Annotated in this window: 12 protein-coding genes; 9 read left to right on the plus strand and 3 right to left on the minus strand. The window is 35.1% G+C overall.

The genetic code is table 11. From position 1 onward, the window contains the following. Nucleotides 1-123: 123 nt before the first annotated feature. The 5 genes from NBE98_RS07655 to NBE98_RS07675 all read left to right on the plus strand — a co-directional run bounded on the left by NBE98_RS07655 (nucleotide 124) and on the right by NBE98_RS07675 (nucleotide 9,343). The gene (locus NBE98_RS07655) at nucleotides 124-2,310 is read left to right on the plus strand and encodes a DNA topoisomerase III (RefSeq protein ID WP_250814358.1); all 2,187 of its coding nucleotides are present in this window, start codon (nucleotides 124-126) and stop codon (nucleotides 2,308-2,310) included. 104 nt (nucleotides 2,311-2,414) lie between these two features. Next, the gene (locus tag NBE98_RS07660; RefSeq protein WP_250814359.1) at nucleotides 2,415-3,860 is read left to right on the plus strand and encodes a DEAD/DEAH box helicase; all 1,446 of its coding nucleotides are present in this window, start codon (nucleotides 2,415-2,417) and stop codon (nucleotides 3,858-3,860) included. Between the two features lie 201 nt (nucleotides 3,861-4,061). Next, on the plus strand, nucleotides 4,062-4,232 hold the full coding sequence (locus NBE98_RS07665; RefSeq protein ID WP_250814360.1) for a zinc-ribbon domain-containing protein: 171 nt from the start codon (nucleotides 4,062-4,064) through the stop codon (nucleotides 4,230-4,232). A gap of 429 nt (nucleotides 4,233-4,661) precedes the next feature. Next, complete coding sequence (locus NBE98_RS07670; protein ID WP_250814361.1) at nucleotides 4,662-8,609, plus strand: 5'-nucleotidase C-terminal domain-containing protein; 3,948 nt, start codon at nucleotides 4,662-4,664, stop codon at nucleotides 8,607-8,609. Nucleotides 8,610-8,755: 146 nt separating this feature from the next. Further along, a complete protein-coding gene (locus NBE98_RS07675) occupies nucleotides 8,756-9,343 on the plus strand; it encodes a hypothetical protein (RefSeq protein WP_250814362.1) in 588 nt (195 codons plus the stop codon). 100 nt (nucleotides 9,344-9,443) lie between these two features. Here the strand turns inward: NBE98_RS07675 and NBE98_RS07680 are convergent, their stop codons facing one another. After that, nucleotides 9,444-10,013, minus strand: coding sequence for a hypothetical protein (locus NBE98_RS07680; protein WP_250814363.1), 570 nt, complete (start codon nucleotides 10,011-10,013; stop codon nucleotides 9,444-9,446). Between the two features lie 121 nt (nucleotides 10,014-10,134). Between NBE98_RS07680 and NBE98_RS07685 the strand changes: the two genes are divergently transcribed. The 4 genes from NBE98_RS07685 to NBE98_RS07700 all read left to right on the plus strand — a co-directional run bounded on the left by NBE98_RS07685 (nucleotide 10,135) and on the right by NBE98_RS07700 (nucleotide 15,442). Beyond that, entirely contained in the window at nucleotides 10,135-10,629 is a 495-nt protein-coding gene (locus NBE98_RS07685) for a hypothetical protein (RefSeq protein ID WP_250814364.1), read from the plus strand. Between the two features lie 14 nt (nucleotides 10,630-10,643). Next, nucleotides 10,644-11,561, plus strand: coding sequence for a tetratricopeptide repeat protein (locus NBE98_RS07690; protein ID WP_250814365.1), 918 nt, complete (start codon nucleotides 10,644-10,646; stop codon nucleotides 11,559-11,561). A gap of 381 nt (nucleotides 11,562-11,942) precedes the next feature. Beyond that, nucleotides 11,943-14,540 carry a bifunctional acetaldehyde-CoA/alcohol dehydrogenase gene (gene adhE / locus NBE98_RS07695; RefSeq protein WP_250814366.1) on the plus strand — a complete coding sequence of 866 codons (2,598 nt, stop codon included), beginning with the start codon at nucleotides 11,943-11,945 and terminating at the stop codon, nucleotides 14,538-14,540. 125 nt (nucleotides 14,541-14,665) lie between these two features. Beyond that, nucleotides 14,666-15,442 carry a hypothetical protein gene (locus NBE98_RS07700; protein ID WP_250814367.1) on the plus strand — a complete coding sequence of 259 codons (777 nt, stop codon included), beginning with the start codon at nucleotides 14,666-14,668 and terminating at the stop codon, nucleotides 15,440-15,442. A gap of 39 nt (nucleotides 15,443-15,481) precedes the next feature. Here NBE98_RS07700 and NBE98_RS07705 read toward each other — a convergent pair whose 3' ends face one another. Both NBE98_RS07705 and NBE98_RS07710 read right to left on the minus strand, forming a co-directional pair. Further along, entirely contained in the window at nucleotides 15,482-16,315 is an 834-nt protein-coding gene (locus tag NBE98_RS07705) for a transporter substrate-binding domain-containing protein (protein WP_250814368.1), read from the minus strand. Nucleotides 16,316-16,370: 55 nt separating this feature from the next. After that, a complete protein-coding gene (locus NBE98_RS07710; RefSeq protein ID WP_250814369.1) occupies nucleotides 16,371-17,528 on the minus strand; it encodes a M20 family metallopeptidase in 1,158 nt (385 codons plus the stop codon). Nucleotides 17,529-17,684 lie beyond the last annotated feature (156 nt).

Genomic DNA, 17,684 nt, shown 5'->3' on the forward strand with positions numbered 1-17,684 from the left:
AAATTTTGTCCACAACTATTGTAACAGAATATTACAGGTTTTTAAAGCTTTGAATAAGTATTCTATAATAAATCCATTTGTGGTAATATAAGTTGTATGTTTAAAGAAAGAAGGAATGTTTATATGACAAAGATAGTAGTTCTAGCTGAAAAACCTTCAGTTGGCAGAGATATAGCAAGAGTCTTAAACTGTAAAAAGCAAGGTAATGGTTATCTCGAGGGAGAGAAATATATAGTTACTTGGGCGCTGGGACATTTAGTTACCCTAGCTGATCCAGAGGCCTATGATGAAAAATATAAGGCATGGAGGCTCGAAGACCTTCCAATGCTTCCAGAGAGATTAAAACTTGTGATTATTAAGGAAAGTTCTAGACAGTACAATGTTGTAAGGGAAGTTTTAAATAGAAAAGATGTAGAGGAAATTGTTGTAGCTACAGACGCTGGGCGAGAGGGGGAACTTGTAGCTAGATGGATACTAGAAAAAGCAAATATAAGAAAGAAAATAAAGAGATTGTGGATTTCTTCAGTTACAGATAAAGCTATAAAAGAGGGCTTTATGAAGCTTAGGGATGGTAAAGACTATGAAAATCTATATGCTTCTGCTGTGGCGCGTGCAGAAGCTGACTGGCTTGTGGGTATTAATGCTACTAGAGCTTTAACCTGCAAGTTTAATGCCCAGTTATCCTGCGGAAGGGTTCAGACGCCAACCTTGGCCATTATAGCAAAGAGAGAGGAAGAGATTAAATATTTCAAACCCAAAACCTTTTATGGTATTTCTGCTTCTGCAGAAGGCCTAAAGTTTACCTGGCAGGATAGCAAAACAAAGGATATTAAAACTTTTGATAAGGATAAGTGCGATAATATACTGAATTCATTAAAAGGCAAAAATGCAGAGGTAGTTGAGATTGAAAAGGATTATAAAAAGAATTTTTCACCACAGCTGTACGATTTGACAGAACTTCAAAGGGATGCAAATAGAATTTATGGATATTCTGCAAAAGAAACTTTGTCGCTAATGCAAAAGCTATATGAACAGCATAAGGTTCTTACATATCCAAGAACTGATTCAAGGTTCATCTCAACAGATATAGTAGACACCCTAAAAGACAGAATAAAAGCCTGTAGTGTTGGACCTTATTCAAGGCTGGCAGCAAAGCTTTTAAGAGAACAAATCAAAGCCAGTAAATCCTTTGTAGACAACAGCAAGGTTTCAGACCACCATGCAATCATACCAACCGAACAGTCTGTTTCCTTGGGCTCTCTAAACGACAAGGAAAGAAAGATATACGATTTGGTAGTAAAGAGATTTTTAGCTGTTTTATATCCTCCCTTTGAATACGAGCAAACTACTATTAAAGTTAAAATAAGTGAGGAATTTTTTATAGCTAAAGGAAAGGTTGTTGTATCTCAAGGCTGGAAAGAAGTATATGAGAACAACTTTGATGAGGAAGATTCAAAGGAAGATATGCAGGAACAGCTGCTGCCTAACGTAAATAAGAATGATGTGCTCAAAATTAAGGCATTGGTGCAAACAAAAGGAGAAACTAAACCTCCTGCCCCATTTAATGAGGGAACACTACTATCTGCTATGGAAAACCCTGCGAGATACATGGAAAACAACGATAAAAATTTAATAAAGACTCTTGGTGAAACAGGAGGACTTGGTACTGTTGCCACAAGAGCAGATATTATAGAAAAGCTCTTCAATAGCTTCCTTTTAGAGAAGAAAGGGAAAGATATTTTTATTACCTCTAAGGGAAAACAACTTTTAGAATTGGTACCAGAAGAATTAAAATCTCCAGAGCTTACTGCTCAGTGGGAAACCAAGCTTGGCGCAATAGCAAAAGGAGTATTAAATAAAAATACGTTTTTAAATGAAATGAGAGGCTACTCCAAAGAGGTTGTTAAGGAAATAAAGAGCAGCGAGGAAAAATTCAAGCATGATAATTTGACAAGAACAAAATGTCCAGAATGCGGAAAATATATGCTTGAAGTAAATGGGAAGAAAGGTAAGATGCTGGTTTGCCAGGACAGGGAGTGTGGTTATAGAAAGGGAGTTGCTAAGATAACTAATGCAAGATGTCCTGAATGTCATAAAAAACTTGAGCTTAGAGGAGAAGGTGAAGCACAGATATTTGTATGCAGCTGCGGCTACAGAGAAAAACTGTCTGCATTTAATGAGAGGAAAAAAGCAGATAGTGGAAAAGTATCAAAGAAAGATGTGTCAAAATATCTTAAGCAGCAAAACAAATCCGATGACGAACCATTAAACTCAGCCTTAGCTGAGGCTTTAGCCAAGTTAAAGCTTTAATAATTTTGAAGGATAAGGTGAATTTATCTTATCCTTTATTTTGTGAATTTTAAATTTTGTTTTAGTCAATTATATAAATAGATTAAATTACGAGGTTGATGTAAATGGACAATATGAATTTTGAAAATTATGGACTAAGCGATGAAATTCTTAAGGCGCTAAAATTGCTTGGATTTAAACAAGCTACTGAAGTGCAGAAAGAAGTTATTCCATTAGGACTGGAAAAACACGATATAATAGCTAAAGCCCAAACTGGAAGCGGCAAAACTGCAGCTTTTGGTATTCCCATATGCGAAAGTGTAGAATGGAATGCTAAGGAACCTCAGGCTTTAGTGCTTACTCCTACCAGAGAACTTTGTGTGCAGGTTAAGGAAGATATAACGAACATAGGAAGGTTTAAAAGAATAAGGTGTACTGCTGTTTTTGGAAAACAGCCTGTTGAGGTTCAGGTAAGAGACCTAAAGCAAAAGGTACATGTTGTAGTAGGTACTCCTGGAAGAACCTTTGATTTAATTCAGAGAGGCCATTTAAATGTACAAAGCATTAAGTATCTAGTCATAGATGAAGCTGATAAAATGCTGAATATGGGATTTATTGATCAGGTTGAAGATATAATAAGGCTTTTGCCTGGTGAGAGAATAACTATGCTTTATTCTGCAACTTTGGAGGAAAAGATAGAAGCCCTATGCCAAAGATATATGAATAATCCAATTAAAATTGAAATTACTCCTGAAAGCCTTACTTCTGAAAAAATTAATCAAGTGCTGTATGAAGTTGAGCAGGACAAGAAACTGACAGTTCTTCAAAAGCTTTTGTATGTTGAAAATCCAGATAGCTGTATTATATTTTGCAGCACAAAGGATAATGTTGATAAGCTGACCTATAATCTAAAGGATAGAGGGTATGCCTGTGAGTCACTTCATGGAGGCATGGAGCAAAGAGATAGACTAGATATTATGAAGAGCTTTAAAAGAGGAGAATTTAGATTTTTAGTTGCAACAGATGTAGCAGCAAGAGGAATCGATGTAGAAAGCTTAAGCCTTATTATTAATTACGATGTTCCAGTAGAGAAGGAAAGCTATGTACATAGAATAGGCAGAACAGGGAGAGCAGGAAACAAAGGAAAGGCAATAACTCTTGCAGCACCTTCTGAATATAAAATTCTCAGCGAAATCGAAGAATATATAGGCCTTAGCATACCAATAGGAGAAGAACCTTATAAGGAAGAAATAGAAAGAGCTAAAAAGGCTTTCGAAGAAAAGAATAATAAGCAACCTAAAATTAAGACAGAAAAAAGCGCAAATCTTGACAAGCAAATAACCAAGATATACATTGGAGCTGGGAAGAAAAAGAAGATAAGAGCTGGAGATATTGTAGGCGCTATCACAAGTATTAAGGGAATAAGTGCTGAAAATATCGGGATTATCGATGTGCTTGATTATGTAACCTATGTTGATATTTTAGATGGCAAAGGAAGCTTAGTTTTAGATGCGCTTAAAACTACGACTATAAAAGGTAAAAGTTATAAGGTTGAAAAAGCAAACAAGTAGCAGGATTTCTTCAAATATACAACATTTATTTTATATAAAAAATAAATGTTGTATATTATATGAAAGTGTGTTATGATGTATGAGTACTGTTAATTAATAATTTTCAGTAAGTGATTTAAATAGTAACAACAGTTCCTCTTTTATAGGAGATCATTGTTTACCTGTTTTAAATCCAAAATCTATAAAAGGAGGAATGTTGAAATGGCAGATAAGAATTTAGTATGCAAAGATTGTCAAAAAGAATTCGTATTTACTGAAGGCGAGCAAGCTTTCTACAAAGAAAAGGGATTCGAGAACGAACCACAAAGATGCCCAGATTGTAGAAGAGCTAGAAAAGCTGAAAGAAACAACAATAGAGGATTTAGAAGATAATTCTTTTGTATGTTGCAGCCCTGTAAGGTTAAACCTTACAGGGCTTTTTAATTTATATTTATTAAATTATTTATTTTCTACTATTTTTCTACAAAAGTCTAGATAATAATTAGTTGCTGCAAACTAATTATTATTTTACTATAGGATAATTCTAACAGATTAGAATTAATAACTTAAATATAAAATTATTATTCGTATTTATAAAATTAAGTTAAATTCTATTTATTTAAAGTAAAAAATGAAAGCGATAAATAACGAATATTATTAATTTGTTTCTATTAACACATTATTTACATAAATTTTAATAAGTTGTATAATATAACATGCACTGGTAAATTAATGAAATTTAATTTGTGTTAAATAGTCATTGATTAAGCTAGAAATACATTTTTAGATTGTACAAGCAGTCTAAAAGAAGGGGGAGGTAATTTGTTCAAATCCTTTAAATTTAAAAAGTGGACGGCTTGGGTTTTGACGATGTTTATGGTCCTTTCTTATGTATCTCCATTTAAGGTACTGGCAGCAGGTGAAGATGTAGTTAATCTTCAAATACTTGCAACTAGTGACCTACATGGTAAGTTTATGCCTTATGTGTATGCTACAGACTCTGAAAATCTAAATGGTAGTCTCGCACAGCTTGCAACTGTTGTTAAAGCACAAAGGGCTCAAAATCCAAACACTATATTGGTAGATAATGGTGATACCATTCAAGACAATTCAAATCAAATTTTTCTTAAAGACCTGGACACAAAAGTTCATCCAATGATATTAGCGATGAATGAGATGAAATATGATACTTGGACACTAGGAAATCATGAATTTAACTATGGTGTTCCAACACTTGAAAAAATAATGGCACAATTTAAAGGTAAAGCGCTTGCAGGAAACGTTTATAAGCCAGACGGAACTCCACTTGCAGCAGGGTATAAAATCATCGAAAAAGGTGGAGTAAAAGTTGGTATAGTTGGGATGACTAATCCTAACATAACAAAATGGGATGCTGCAAACCTTGAAGGCTTTAAAGCAGAAAGCCCAATCACTGAAGCGAGAAAGGTTGTAAACACTATAAAGGGACAAGTTGATGTACTTGTTGCAGTTATGCACGTTGGTCCAACTGAAGAGTATCAAAATGATGATGGAGCAGATGTTATAGCTAAGGCTATTCCTGAATTTTCAGCCATTGTTGCTGGACATGCTCACTCAAAGATACCTGAAAATAGGTCAGATGACGGAACAGTTATAACTGAACCTTTAAACGGTGGAGCAAATTTAGCAAAAATTGATATCAAGGTAACAAAGGGAGCAGATGGAAAATATTCCGTTGTTGATAAGAAAACAGACGTAAAGTCTAGCTTGATAAATGTAGACAAAACTGTGCCTGTAGACGAGGCTTTAGCTGAAGAACTAAAATATTATCATGAAACTGCTATAGCTGATGCTAGAACAGTAATTGGTAAGCTTGAAGGCGGAGATTTAGTTCCAGCAGAAGAAGTTAAAGGGATTCCTACTGCTCAAATACAAGATACTCCAATGATTGACCTTATAAACGAGGTTCAAATGCACTATACAGGAGCAAAGGTTTCAGCAGCAGCTGCGTTTAGTACAACTGCAAATATTAAAGCAGGAGATGTTACTAAAGCTGGTGTATCTAATATATACAAGTATGACAATACACTTTATAAATTAGAGGTTACTGGTGCTCAGCTTAGAAAGTTTATGGAATGGTCAGCTTCCTACTATAATACATACAAGGCTGGTGACTTGACTTTATCATTTAATGAAAATATTAGAGGCTACAATTATGATATGTTTGATGGAGTTACTTACGATGTAGACATAACAAAAGCTCCAGGAAGCAGAATCACAAACCTAAAATGGCTAGATGGTAGTTTAGTTAGAGATGATGAAAAATTCATTTTAGCAGTAAACAACTATAGAGCTAATAGCCAGCTTCTTGCAGATGGAGGTATCTTCAAGGGCGAAGCAAAACCTGTTCTTCTTGAAAAAGATGTTAAAGGAGATATAGGTGGTGTAAGAGAACTTATTGGAGATTACATTACAAATGTTAAACATGGTGTTATAAAGCCAGAAGTAAATAATAACTGGAAGGTTGTTGGTAATAATTGGGACGCTAAGCAACGAGAAATGGCTGTTAAGCTTATTAATGCTTCAAAAATAAAGCTTCCTACTTCAGGTGATGGAAGAACTCCAAATGTAGCACCTGTTACCTATGATATGGCTTTAGCAGCGAATAAAATAGATGTTGTATCCTTTAACGATTTCCATGGTACTTTGAAGGAAGCTTCATCAAGCAGCAAGGATATTGGTGCTGCAAAACTTGCAGGTTCAATTAATGCAGTAAGAGCAGCAAACCCTGACACATTAGTTGTTGCTGGTGGAGACCTTTATCAAGGAAGTGCAATGTCTAACTTAAAATATGGTAAGCCAGTTTCAGAAGTGTTAAAGACTATAGGTATTGAGGCTTCTGCAATAGGAAATCATGAATTTGACTGGGGCCTGGATTGGATTTCAGAATGGACTAAGGATGGAAATTTTGATTTCTTAGCATCAAATATCTATAGCAAAACTACAGGAAATCCAGTTACATGGGCTAAACCTTACAAGGTTGTTGTAAAAGATGGAGTTAAAATAGGTTTGATAGGTTTGGCTACTCCTGAAACTGCATTTAAAACAAAGCCTGAAAATGTTAAGAATATAGAATTTAGAGATCCAGTAACAGCTGGAAATGAGTGGGCTAAGTATTTGAAGGAAACTGAGAAAGTTGATGTTGTTATAGCATTAACCCACCTTGGTGCTCTTCAAGATAAAGCTAAAGTAATTACAGGTGAGGCAGCAGATTTTGCTAAAGCTGTTAAGGGTGTAGATGCAGTTATATCTGCTCATACACACCAGAGTGTAGCTGGAGTAGTTAATAATATTCCAGTTGTTCAGGGATATTATAATGGAAGATCTTTAGCAAAATTAAGCATATATAAAGACGAAAATGGCAAAATAGTAAAAATTACTCCTGCTGTTGATGATTTATACACAAGAGTTAAGGAACTCCCTGTTGATGCTTCAGTTAAGGCTATAGTGGACAAGTATAATACTGAACTTGCTCCTATTCTTAATGAAGTTCTTGGAACTACAGATAAGGATTTAAGTCATGATAAAAATGCTGCAGGCGTATCAATACTAGGTCAATGGGCTTCAGATGTTATGAGGGCTAAAGCTGGTACTCAAATTGCTATACAAAATGGTGGCGGATTGAGAACTTCCATAGCTAAAGGCGATATAACAATGGGCAAAATGTATGAAGTTATGCCTTTCGACAATACGTTATTCAAGATGGAGCTTAAAGGTTCTGATATAAAGAAAAACATCGAAAATGGAATAGCTAATGCTAGCATAGGCTGGGTACAATTCAGCGGTATGAAGGTTTACTATGATATAAACAAAGCTCAAGGCGACAGAATATCAGCTATGTACCTAATGGACGGAACAAAGATGGATATGGATGCCTACTACACAGTAGTTACAAATGATTTTATGGCTACTGGTGGCGATGGATATAACTTTAGCGCAGGCAGGAACCAATTGGATACAGGTGTTCCAATTAGAGAAGCTCTAGTTGAAGCTTTAAGAAACTTGAAGGCAGAAGGAAAAGTATTATCTGTTACTCCAATTGACTACTTAATTGCTTCAGCACCTCCTGCTGATAATGGAGCAATAGCTAATGAAACTGAAAAAGTTGTTGAAGCAGTAAAAGCTGCATCCAACCAATCAACTATTGTTGTAGATATTACTGGCAATTCTATTGCTGCTAAGGAAATATTCGAAGCTATAAAAGGTCAAGATAAGAATGTTACATTTGTAAAGGATGGAATTAGTTGGACCTTTAATGGCTTAGACATTAAACCAGAGCTTATAAAGGATATAGATTTATCCTTAAAAACTGTTTCAGAAGAACTTAAGAACAAAGAAATAGCAAAGATGAAAGCAGTTGTTGGAAAGGATGTAACAATAGTTCCATTCTCATTTAACTATGATGGACCTCTTCCGGGAGAGGCTACTGTAAAAGTATTTATAGGCAAGGAATGGGCTAATAAGGCTGTTTATGTAAATAGGTATTATTCAGATAAGAATACCTATGAAATAATAAGCGAAGTTACAGTAGATTCAGAAGGATACATCACATTTAAGACTAATCATTGCAGTGATTATTTTGTTATGGAAAAAGCTGTATCACCAGATCTTCCACAAACAGGATCACAAATTGACATGGGTGTTATGGTTAACCTTGGTTCAATTATTGTAATGCTTGGTGTAGCATTAATATTTATAGACAGAAGAAAAAGAAAAAATAATGCTGCTTAAATTTTAGCAATCTTAACAGCCGTATAGGTTTCACCTGTACGGCTGTTTTACATATAAAAATTTATACTCATAAGTAGTAAGTTTTTATGATATAATTGTTAAGCAACTTTATACATAATTTAATTTTTGCTGAGTGGTGAATAATTTTGAATAAACTATTAGGGTTTTTTGAGCTAAAAGACAGCGGGCTTCCTGCTGTGCCATGGAAACAATTTGATGAAGCAACCATGCTGGACGATAAGTATCTTTGGACAGTGAGAATGGCTGTATATGAAGGTAATGACTTTAGCTTGCCAAGAGTTGTAGGAAAAAGAGCAGAAGAGGCTTTAGAAGCTGCTAAGGATTTTTTCAACAAATATAGATACAATGGAATGGTTGTTTATTATCCATACTTTATAGCAGAGAAAAGCGGCACTCTTCAAGTAAATGCTTCAGATATTGTTGTTGAGGCTGTTGAGAAAGATTTATGGAATCTTGTTACACATAATAGAAAAAATGTAACAATTATAAACGATGGGAATGACCTAAAAATATTTGGAGATGAAAAGTTTTTAAAAGAATATGAGCTAAATGAGCTGTATTTATATGCAGGGAAGATAAGAAGAATTTTTAAAAGATACATAACAGAAGGAAAAACCTTGCTGCTTGAATGGAGTTACGCCTATAAGACAGACGTTAACAATAGCCCTATAGGTGAAAAATACTTAGTGTTCTATGAAATTAAGGAAATATAGAAATCGAAAGAATACTTATATAAGAAATTATCTAAATTTATATTCAAATGAAATTTTAAAATCCCGAACTAAAAGTTAGTTCGGGATTAAACTTTTTCTTTTAATAGCAAACAAAAGCAACTATTCTTCTAGTATCAATTCCGAAGTAAACCCAGCGTCTGCCGTTCCATCTGTAACCAGATACAGAACGTCTGCCAACGAAGGTTAGCCATGCCCAGAAGGAGTTTCCATTTCTAAGCCATATATAAACAAATCTAAACCTGCAAGGTCTTAAAGAGCCAGCGTCAACAGCATAAGTGCTTACTCCGCCAGGGCCAGCTCCCAATGTTTTAGCTTGTGCTTGTGAAGGAGTAAAGCTAGGTGGTGGTCCAGAGGGAGGTCCACCTTGTGGTCCGCCAGGAGGGCCAAAGGGTTGACCAGGTCCGCCGCCAGGAGGTCCAAATGGAGGTCTTGGTGGTGTAAAGCCTCCTCCAGGGAAAAGCTGACGATAATAAGGACAACTGTAGGGTGGTATAAATTCTACAAACTCATCTTCATCAGCAAATTCATTTCTAATTTCATCAGGTTCGATAAACTCGTCAAGTTCATTGTTTTCGTCAAATTCATTGAACTCATCTTGGTTATCAATTTCGTCCAAATAATCATATTCACGGAAATCGTCGTTGTACATTTCATACTCCTTTTATAAAGATTACATTATATTTTATGATATATGCTTTAAATTGGTTAATACTTTTTTAAATTTTATGATATAATATGCTTATTGTTTGTGGTGAGAAGGTGGAATTTGGATGAAAGCAATTCTTTTTAAGGTTAATATGACTACAGCCTTTACCGATGCACAGCTTGTAAAAAGCGGTTGGCAGGTAGAGGAATTCGATAAGCTTTATACTAGAACTAAGGGCAAATATAAATACAGCTACATAATTAAAAGCTTTGGAAAAATAAGAGTCAGTGAGATGAGGGGGCAGCTTAATACTGAGGAAAAGATTAGTCTTGAGCAGCTTTCGGAATTTAATTTTGATGAAGGTTGGAGTAATCTATGGAACAAAAGCTTTACTCCAGAATCTGTTGAGATTCTTACTAAAGAAAATATTTTTGAAACTTTAATAGAGAATGGATGGAAGCCTGCAGTACTAGGTGTAATTGAATATGTTTCAGACGATAATAATTTAAGCTATTATTATCCAGCCCCTGAAGGAGAAAGTTTGTATAAGCTTGTTGACGATAATCCAGAGGATGCACTTAAATTTTCAAATAAACTACGGGATTTAAATATTCAATAAGAATAGGTGTTTATATGACTAACAATAGTTATATGTTTGAAAACTACATTAATTTAGCACGCAGCTTTATAGCTGGTAAAGAATATGACAAGGCTCTAAGGTTTTATGACAAAGCGTACAATACTGAATTTGGAAAGACTGATATAGAATTAATACTAGACATAGCTCTGCTTTATTCAGAGCTTCAACTATTTAAAGATGCAGAAGAAAAATTTATGGAAGTAATATCGCTGGACATAAAGGAGCCGAGAGCCTACTATGGAATTGGCGTACTTTACGATGAGAAGAAAGAATACAAAGAAGCTGTAAAGTATTATAAAAAGGCTATAGAACTGGATGAGGGTTACGATAGAGCTTATTTTTTTCTAGCAAATGTCTACGATGAACTAGGAGAAACAGCCAAGGCTATAGAAAACTATAAAAAAGTTATAAAATTAGTTCCCAATGATTTTTGGGCCCATGTTAATTTAGGTGTTATTTATGAAGAATTAGAGGAAAATGAGATTGCCTTAGAATATACTAAAAAGGCTGTTTTATTAAATCAGACACATTATAAAGCATTGTTTAATATGGGCGTAGTATTAAATAAGCTTGGAAGAGAAGCTGAGAGTATAGAATACTATAACAAGTCAATAAATCAAAATGCGGAATATGCCTTTAGTTTTTTAAACTTAGCAGTTATATATAGAGAAGAAAATAAATTTGAGGAAGCTGTCAGGATTATTAGCCAAGGAATAGAAAATAATCCTGAGGAAGGTTTTTTATATTATAATAGAGCGTGTTTTTATGTACACCTGAATAAATTGCAGGAGGCCTTTCAGGATGTAATAAAGTCAATTGAACAAAATAACTTCTTTGAGCAATACATGAAAGAAGATGAGGAACTAGATACTATAAGGCAATTAGATGAATACAAGAACAGGTTTGAATAATAGGTCAAGCCTGTTCTTTTTACGTATACTATGTTAAAAAAATAACTACACCAAGGAGCCTAAACTGTTCTTAATTGCAAGATGGTTAAAATAATCACAATTTATTGAAAATTTTGCAATTAAAATAAATAAAATAGATAAGGAAAAAAGTTACTATAGATGCTTCAAACGTTTACAGTTCTAGCGTTCATGGCTTGTTCTAGCACCAAAACAGCGAATGATAAAAAAAAAAAATAAATTGTATTTTTTTTAACAAACTTTATTGCTTTTTTAATAGATATAGTATAAAATAAAATCATGTTAAAGATTTAACTATCCAATGCGGTCAAGACTTTCCATAAGGAAGCTGACACAGGAGTTAATATAAAAGGAGGCTGTAAAATGAAAGTGACAAATGTAGAAGAGTTAATGCAAAGAATTGAGCAGATTAGAGAGGCTCAAAGAAAGTTTGCCACATATTCACAAGAACAAGTTGATGAAATTTTTAGACAAGCTGCTATGGCTGCAAATAACGCAAGAATAAAGCTTGCTAAGATGGCCGTTGAAGAAACAGGAATGGGAATAGTTGAAGACAAGGTTATTAAGAATCACTTTGCTTCTGAATATATATATAATCAGTATAAGGACGAAAAGACCTGTGGAGTTATCGAAACTGATGAAGCTTTTGGTATAGCAAAGGTAGCTGAACCAATAGGGGTTATCGCTGCTGTAGTACCAACAACAAACCCAACTTCAACAGCTATATTCAAAGCTTTAATAGCTTTAAAGACAAGAAATGGTATTATCTTCTCCCCACACCCAAGAGCAAAGAAGTCTACAATAGAGGCTGCAAGGATAGTTTTAGAAGCAGCTGTTAACGCTGGAGCACCAGAAGGTATAGTAGGTTGGATAGATGAACCAACAGTGGAGCTTTCTCAAGTAGTTATGGCTCATGCAGACATAATTCTTGCTACAGGTGGTCCAGGAATGGTTAAGGCAGCTTACTCATCAGGAAAGCCAGCAATCGGTGTTGGTGCAGGAAATACACCTGCTATAATAGATGAAACAGCTCACTTAAAAATGGCAGTAAGCTCAATACTTCTTTCAAAGACCTTCGACAACGGAGTTATATGTGCATCTGAGCAAACAGTTGTTGTTATGGATGAAGTATATGAAGAAGTAAGAAATGAATTTATCGAAAGAGGAGCATACTTTTTAAAGGGCGATGAATTAGATAAGGTAAGAAAGACTATATTAAAGGAAAATGGAGCATTGAATGCTGATATCGTTGGACAATCTGCTTTCAAAATAGCTCAAATGGCAGGAATTATAGTGCCAGAGTATGCCAAGGTATTAATAGGTGAGGTTGAATCTGTAGAATTAGACGAAGCTTTCTCACACGAAAAATTATCACCAGTACTTGGAATGTATAGAGTAAAGAGCTTTGAGGAAGCACTTCAAAAGGCTGCTAGACTAGTTGAACTTGGTGGATTTGGACATACTTCAGTTTTATATACTGATCAAGTTAAGTGCAAGGATAGAGTAGAAAAGTTCGGTGCTACTATGAAAACTGGTAGAACAATAATAAATATGCCATCTGCTCAAGGTGCTATTGGAGATATATACAACTTTAGATTAGCGCCATCACTAACACTTGGCTGCGGTTCTTGGGGCGGAAACTCCGTATCAGAGAATGTAGGAGTTAAGCATCTTCTAAACATTAAGAACGTAGCTGAGAGGAGAGAGAACATGCTTTGGTTTAGAGTTCCAGAAAAAGTTTACTTCAAATATGGCAGCTTGCCAGTTGCTTTAAGAGAATTACAAGACCTAGGAAAGAAAAAGGCATTCATCGTAACAGATAAGGTATTATATGATTTAGGCTTTGTTGATGTAGTTATCAAAGTTTTAGAGGAATCAGGAATAGACTATAAAGTATTCTATGATGTTGCACCAGACCCAACACTAGCTACAGCTAGAAAAGGTGCCGCTGAAATGAAGAGCTTTGAACCAGATACAATAATTGCTGTTGGTGGAGGTTCACCAATGGACGCTGCAAAGATTATGTGGGTTCTTTATGAGCATCCAGAAGTAAGATTTGAAGATTTAGCTATGAGATTTATGGATATAAGAAAGAGAGTTTACAAGTTCCCAACTATGGGAGAGAAGGCAATGATGGTTGCTATCCCAACTTCAGCAGGAACTGGCTCAGAAGTAACTCCATTTGCAGTTATAACTGATGAGAAGACAGGAGTTAAATATCCACTTGCTGACTACGAGCTAACTCCAGATATGGCAATAGTAGATGCTGAGCTTATGATGAAGATGCCAAGAGGCTTAACAGCAGCTTCAGGTATAGATGCTTTAACACACGCTTTAGAAGCTTATGTTTCAGTACTTGCTTCAGAATATACAAATGGAATGGCTTTAGAAGCTATAAGATTAATATTTAAATACTTGCCAGGTGCCTACAACGAAGGAACTACAAATATAAAGGCAAGAGAAAAAATGGCTCATGCTTCAACAATGGCTGGGATGGCCTTTGCTAATGCCTTCCTTGGAGTATGTCACTCAATGGCTCATAAGCTAGGGGCGGCACACCACATACCACACGGAGTTGCTAATTCTCTTATGATAGATGAAGTAATAAGATTTAATGCTGTTGACAACCCAAGAAAGCAAGCTGCTTTCCCACAATACAAATATCCAGTTGCAAAGACTAGATATGCTAAGATTGCTGATTACCTAAATCTTGGTGGAAACACTGAAGAAGAAAAGGTTGAACTTCTAATCAAGGCTATTGGTGAATTAAAGGCAGCAGTTGGAATGCCTAAGACAATAAAGGAAGCAGGGGTTTCAGAAAGAAAGTTCTATGCTACTTTAGATGATATGTCTGAGCAGGCTTTTGATGATCAATGTACAGGAGCTAACCCAAGATACCCATTGATAAGTGAAATTAAGCAAATGTATATAAATGCTTTTGAAGGAAATATAGAAGAGTAATTTTAAAAGGCTGCAGGCTTTATGCTTGCAGTCTTTTAAAATTATCATTTTTTACTTTAGTTTTCCATAAAGATAACGATAATTATAGTGTACATATGGATTTTTAAGTTAATTTTGGAGGGGCTATGGAAAGAAGCGGTAAACTAAGCAAAGATGAAGTATTAACAAAAATTGAAGCTGTGCAGGTTTTTTCAGCAATTAAGAAAGCTAATCCAAACATTAAGCAGGATATTCAAAAATTAAAGGATGAACTTATAAATGGATTATCAAGACATGATAGAAAAAGTGGTACATGGTTTGCTAATGTTTATAAGAAGGTTCTAGATAATAGAGGCAAAAGCATAACATTAGAATCACTTGAAGCTGCTTATGAAACTAAAGACAAAGATTTAATAGCCAGAAAGCTAATTGCCCATTACTGTAATTATGGAATTTCAGTTGGGGCTGTACTTGGTTCGGCAGGGGGAATACTAGGAATATTTACTGCACCTTATGCTACTTTTGAGGAATTAACTTGCTTGGCTTATTTTCAAATATGTTTACTATATGATTTATCAGTTCTCTATGGAAGACCAATAGATAAGGCAAATAATCTTGAAGTTTATAGAGCGCTTAAAATTATTTTTGGATTTAAGGAAGAAGAGCTTAAAGATAAGAGAATGAGAGTTATTGAGGAAAAGCTTCTAAGAGATGAATCACAGAAATTTTTATATGGACTGCTAAAAAATTTAGGGGCAGCCATAGTTAGAAGATCAGTAAAGAACTTGGTTTCTAAGATGATACCTGTAGTAGGTACTTTTGTTGCTTTAATTGTTTGCACTTCTGAAGATTATAAAGCCGTGAGAATCGTCGCTAAAAGATCGTTGAATTTTTATAATAGTTTTAATTTCTTTGGAGCATAAAAATATCTTCCTGTTTAAAGCAGGAAGATATTTTTATAGCTACTCAGCCAATTTCTGAGCTTCAGCTATAAACTCTTCAATTGTATTTGTTTCTGTTAATCTCTTTATAGTTTTATTGATTTCGGCAATTAAGTTAGGGTTTCCCTTTTTAAAAGCAACTGCAGCGCCTTCAGCTTCGGCCTTAAGCTTTACATCCATTAAGCTTATATCATCATTGTTTTTAGCATAGGCCTTTGCTACTTCAACACCGCAAAGCACAGCATCAACCTTGCCTGTTTTTAATGCAAGTACTAAATCAGAAACCTTTCCTAATTCCTTTAAATCAGGATTTTCTATTTGAGTTTTTGCAATTTTAACCTGCATTGAACCTTTTTGAACTCCAATTTTTTTGCCTTTAAGATCTGCAAGGTTTTTTATTTGATTTTTATCAGCAGTCTTAATTATAATTCCTTGGTCGCCCTTATGATAAATATCGGAGAAATCTACGCTTTGCTTTCTTTCCTCAGTAGGTGCCATTCCAGACAAAACAAAATCTACAGTTCCAGCTTGAAGAGCTGCAAGAAGCCCATCAAAACGCATATCCTTAATTTCCAGCTGTACACCAAGGTCTTTAGCAATTTCTTGTGCAATTGATATATCGGAACCTACAATAGTATCTTTCCCGTCAATTTCCTTATGAAATTCGGAAGGTGGCCAATCGGCACTTGTTCCTAGAACTATTTTTCCTGACTGTTTTATTTTATCAACCTCAGTTTGCTGCTTTTCAGGCTGAGCCTTAACTTGCATTGTTATGTCAGATTTTTTGGAACAGCCAGGTAGAATAAGTATTAAAGCAAAGATAATAAAAACTACAATTTTTTTTATATTTAACATTTTTTAACCCCCTAATATTATTAATAAATATGTATAAGTATGCATGAATTTAGAATTAATTATTGTAAAATTCATCTTGAATTTGCTTAAGAAGCTCTTGAGAAGCTATTACATCATAGCCTGTAAGAGCTAATGCACAGGCACCCTTATAAAGCGCTTCTTTACCCTGCTCAGATTGGGTCCAATCAGCAAAGCCTACTGTGTGTCCAACCAAGTCCTTTTTCCCCATGCCTATCATAGGATGAATTGAAGGAACCTTGTAGCTTACATTTCCCATGTCAGAAGAACCGCTTGGTGCATCTGCTTTTTCAATTTCTGTTTCTCCTAAAAGCATTAAATTTCTGCTAAAGGCCGCTGACAGTGCCTCATTGGTTTTTAAATCATCATTAGACAGCTCAAAGGTTGACAGCTTAAATTCAGCTCCTGTTGATAGAGCGGCTGCTTTTGCACAGTTTATAACCTTTGCAGAAACTTCTTGAAGCTCTTTTTTCGTCGCTGCTCTAACGTAAAAATTAGCAGCCGCGTAGTCTGGAATAACATTAGGCGCTTTGCCGCCATCGCTTATAACCCCGTGAATTCTAGTGGTCTTTGTAATATGCTGTCTTAGCGCATTTATGCTGTTGAAGGTTGAAATTACAGCATCTAACGCATTTATTCCTTTCTCAGGACAGCCTGCAGCATGAGCTGTTTTTCCAAAGAACTCAAATCTGTAAGCATTAAGTGCCAAAGTTCTGCCGCTTTCTTTTGTAACTGCAGAGGGGTGAGCAAGCATTGCTGCGCTTAAGCCGTCAAAAGCTCCATTTTCCGCTAGGGTTACTTTTCCTCCATCTGTTTCTTCTGCAGGTGTTCCAAACACAATAATGCTTCCTCCGATTGTATTTAAAACACTTTTTAATCCCAGTGCAGCACCAACGCCCATGGCTGCAATCATATTGTGGCCACAGCCGTGACCTATGCCAGGGAGAGCGTCATACTCGCAAAGAAAGCCTATTTTTGGACCTGGCTTTTGGCTTGAGTAGACAGCTTTAAAGGCAGTAGGCAACCCACAGATTCCATGCTCAATAGTAAAACCTTTATCCTCAAGAAAATTCTCAAGAAGGGCGGCAGCTTTAACTTCCTTATGACCAAGCTCCGGGTTATCGTAAAGATATTTACTTATATCTTCAAGCTCCTTCATTAGATTTTTAACTTCTGATTTAATCTTTTCTTTCATAATTACCTCCTTAAAGTACTAAATGTATTATTATTAGCTCTCAATAGAATAATTATGCAACAAAAGTAATAAATATGCAAGTGTAAATTTTAGATTCTAATAATATTTAAAAAAAATTTTATTACACATAATATATCTGTGGATAATTTTTAATAG

The sequence above is a fragment of the Clostridium swellfunianum genome (assembly GCF_023656515.1).
Taxonomy (GTDB): domain Bacteria; phylum Bacillota; class Clostridia; order Clostridiales; family Clostridiaceae; genus Clostridium_AT; species Clostridium_AT swellfunianum.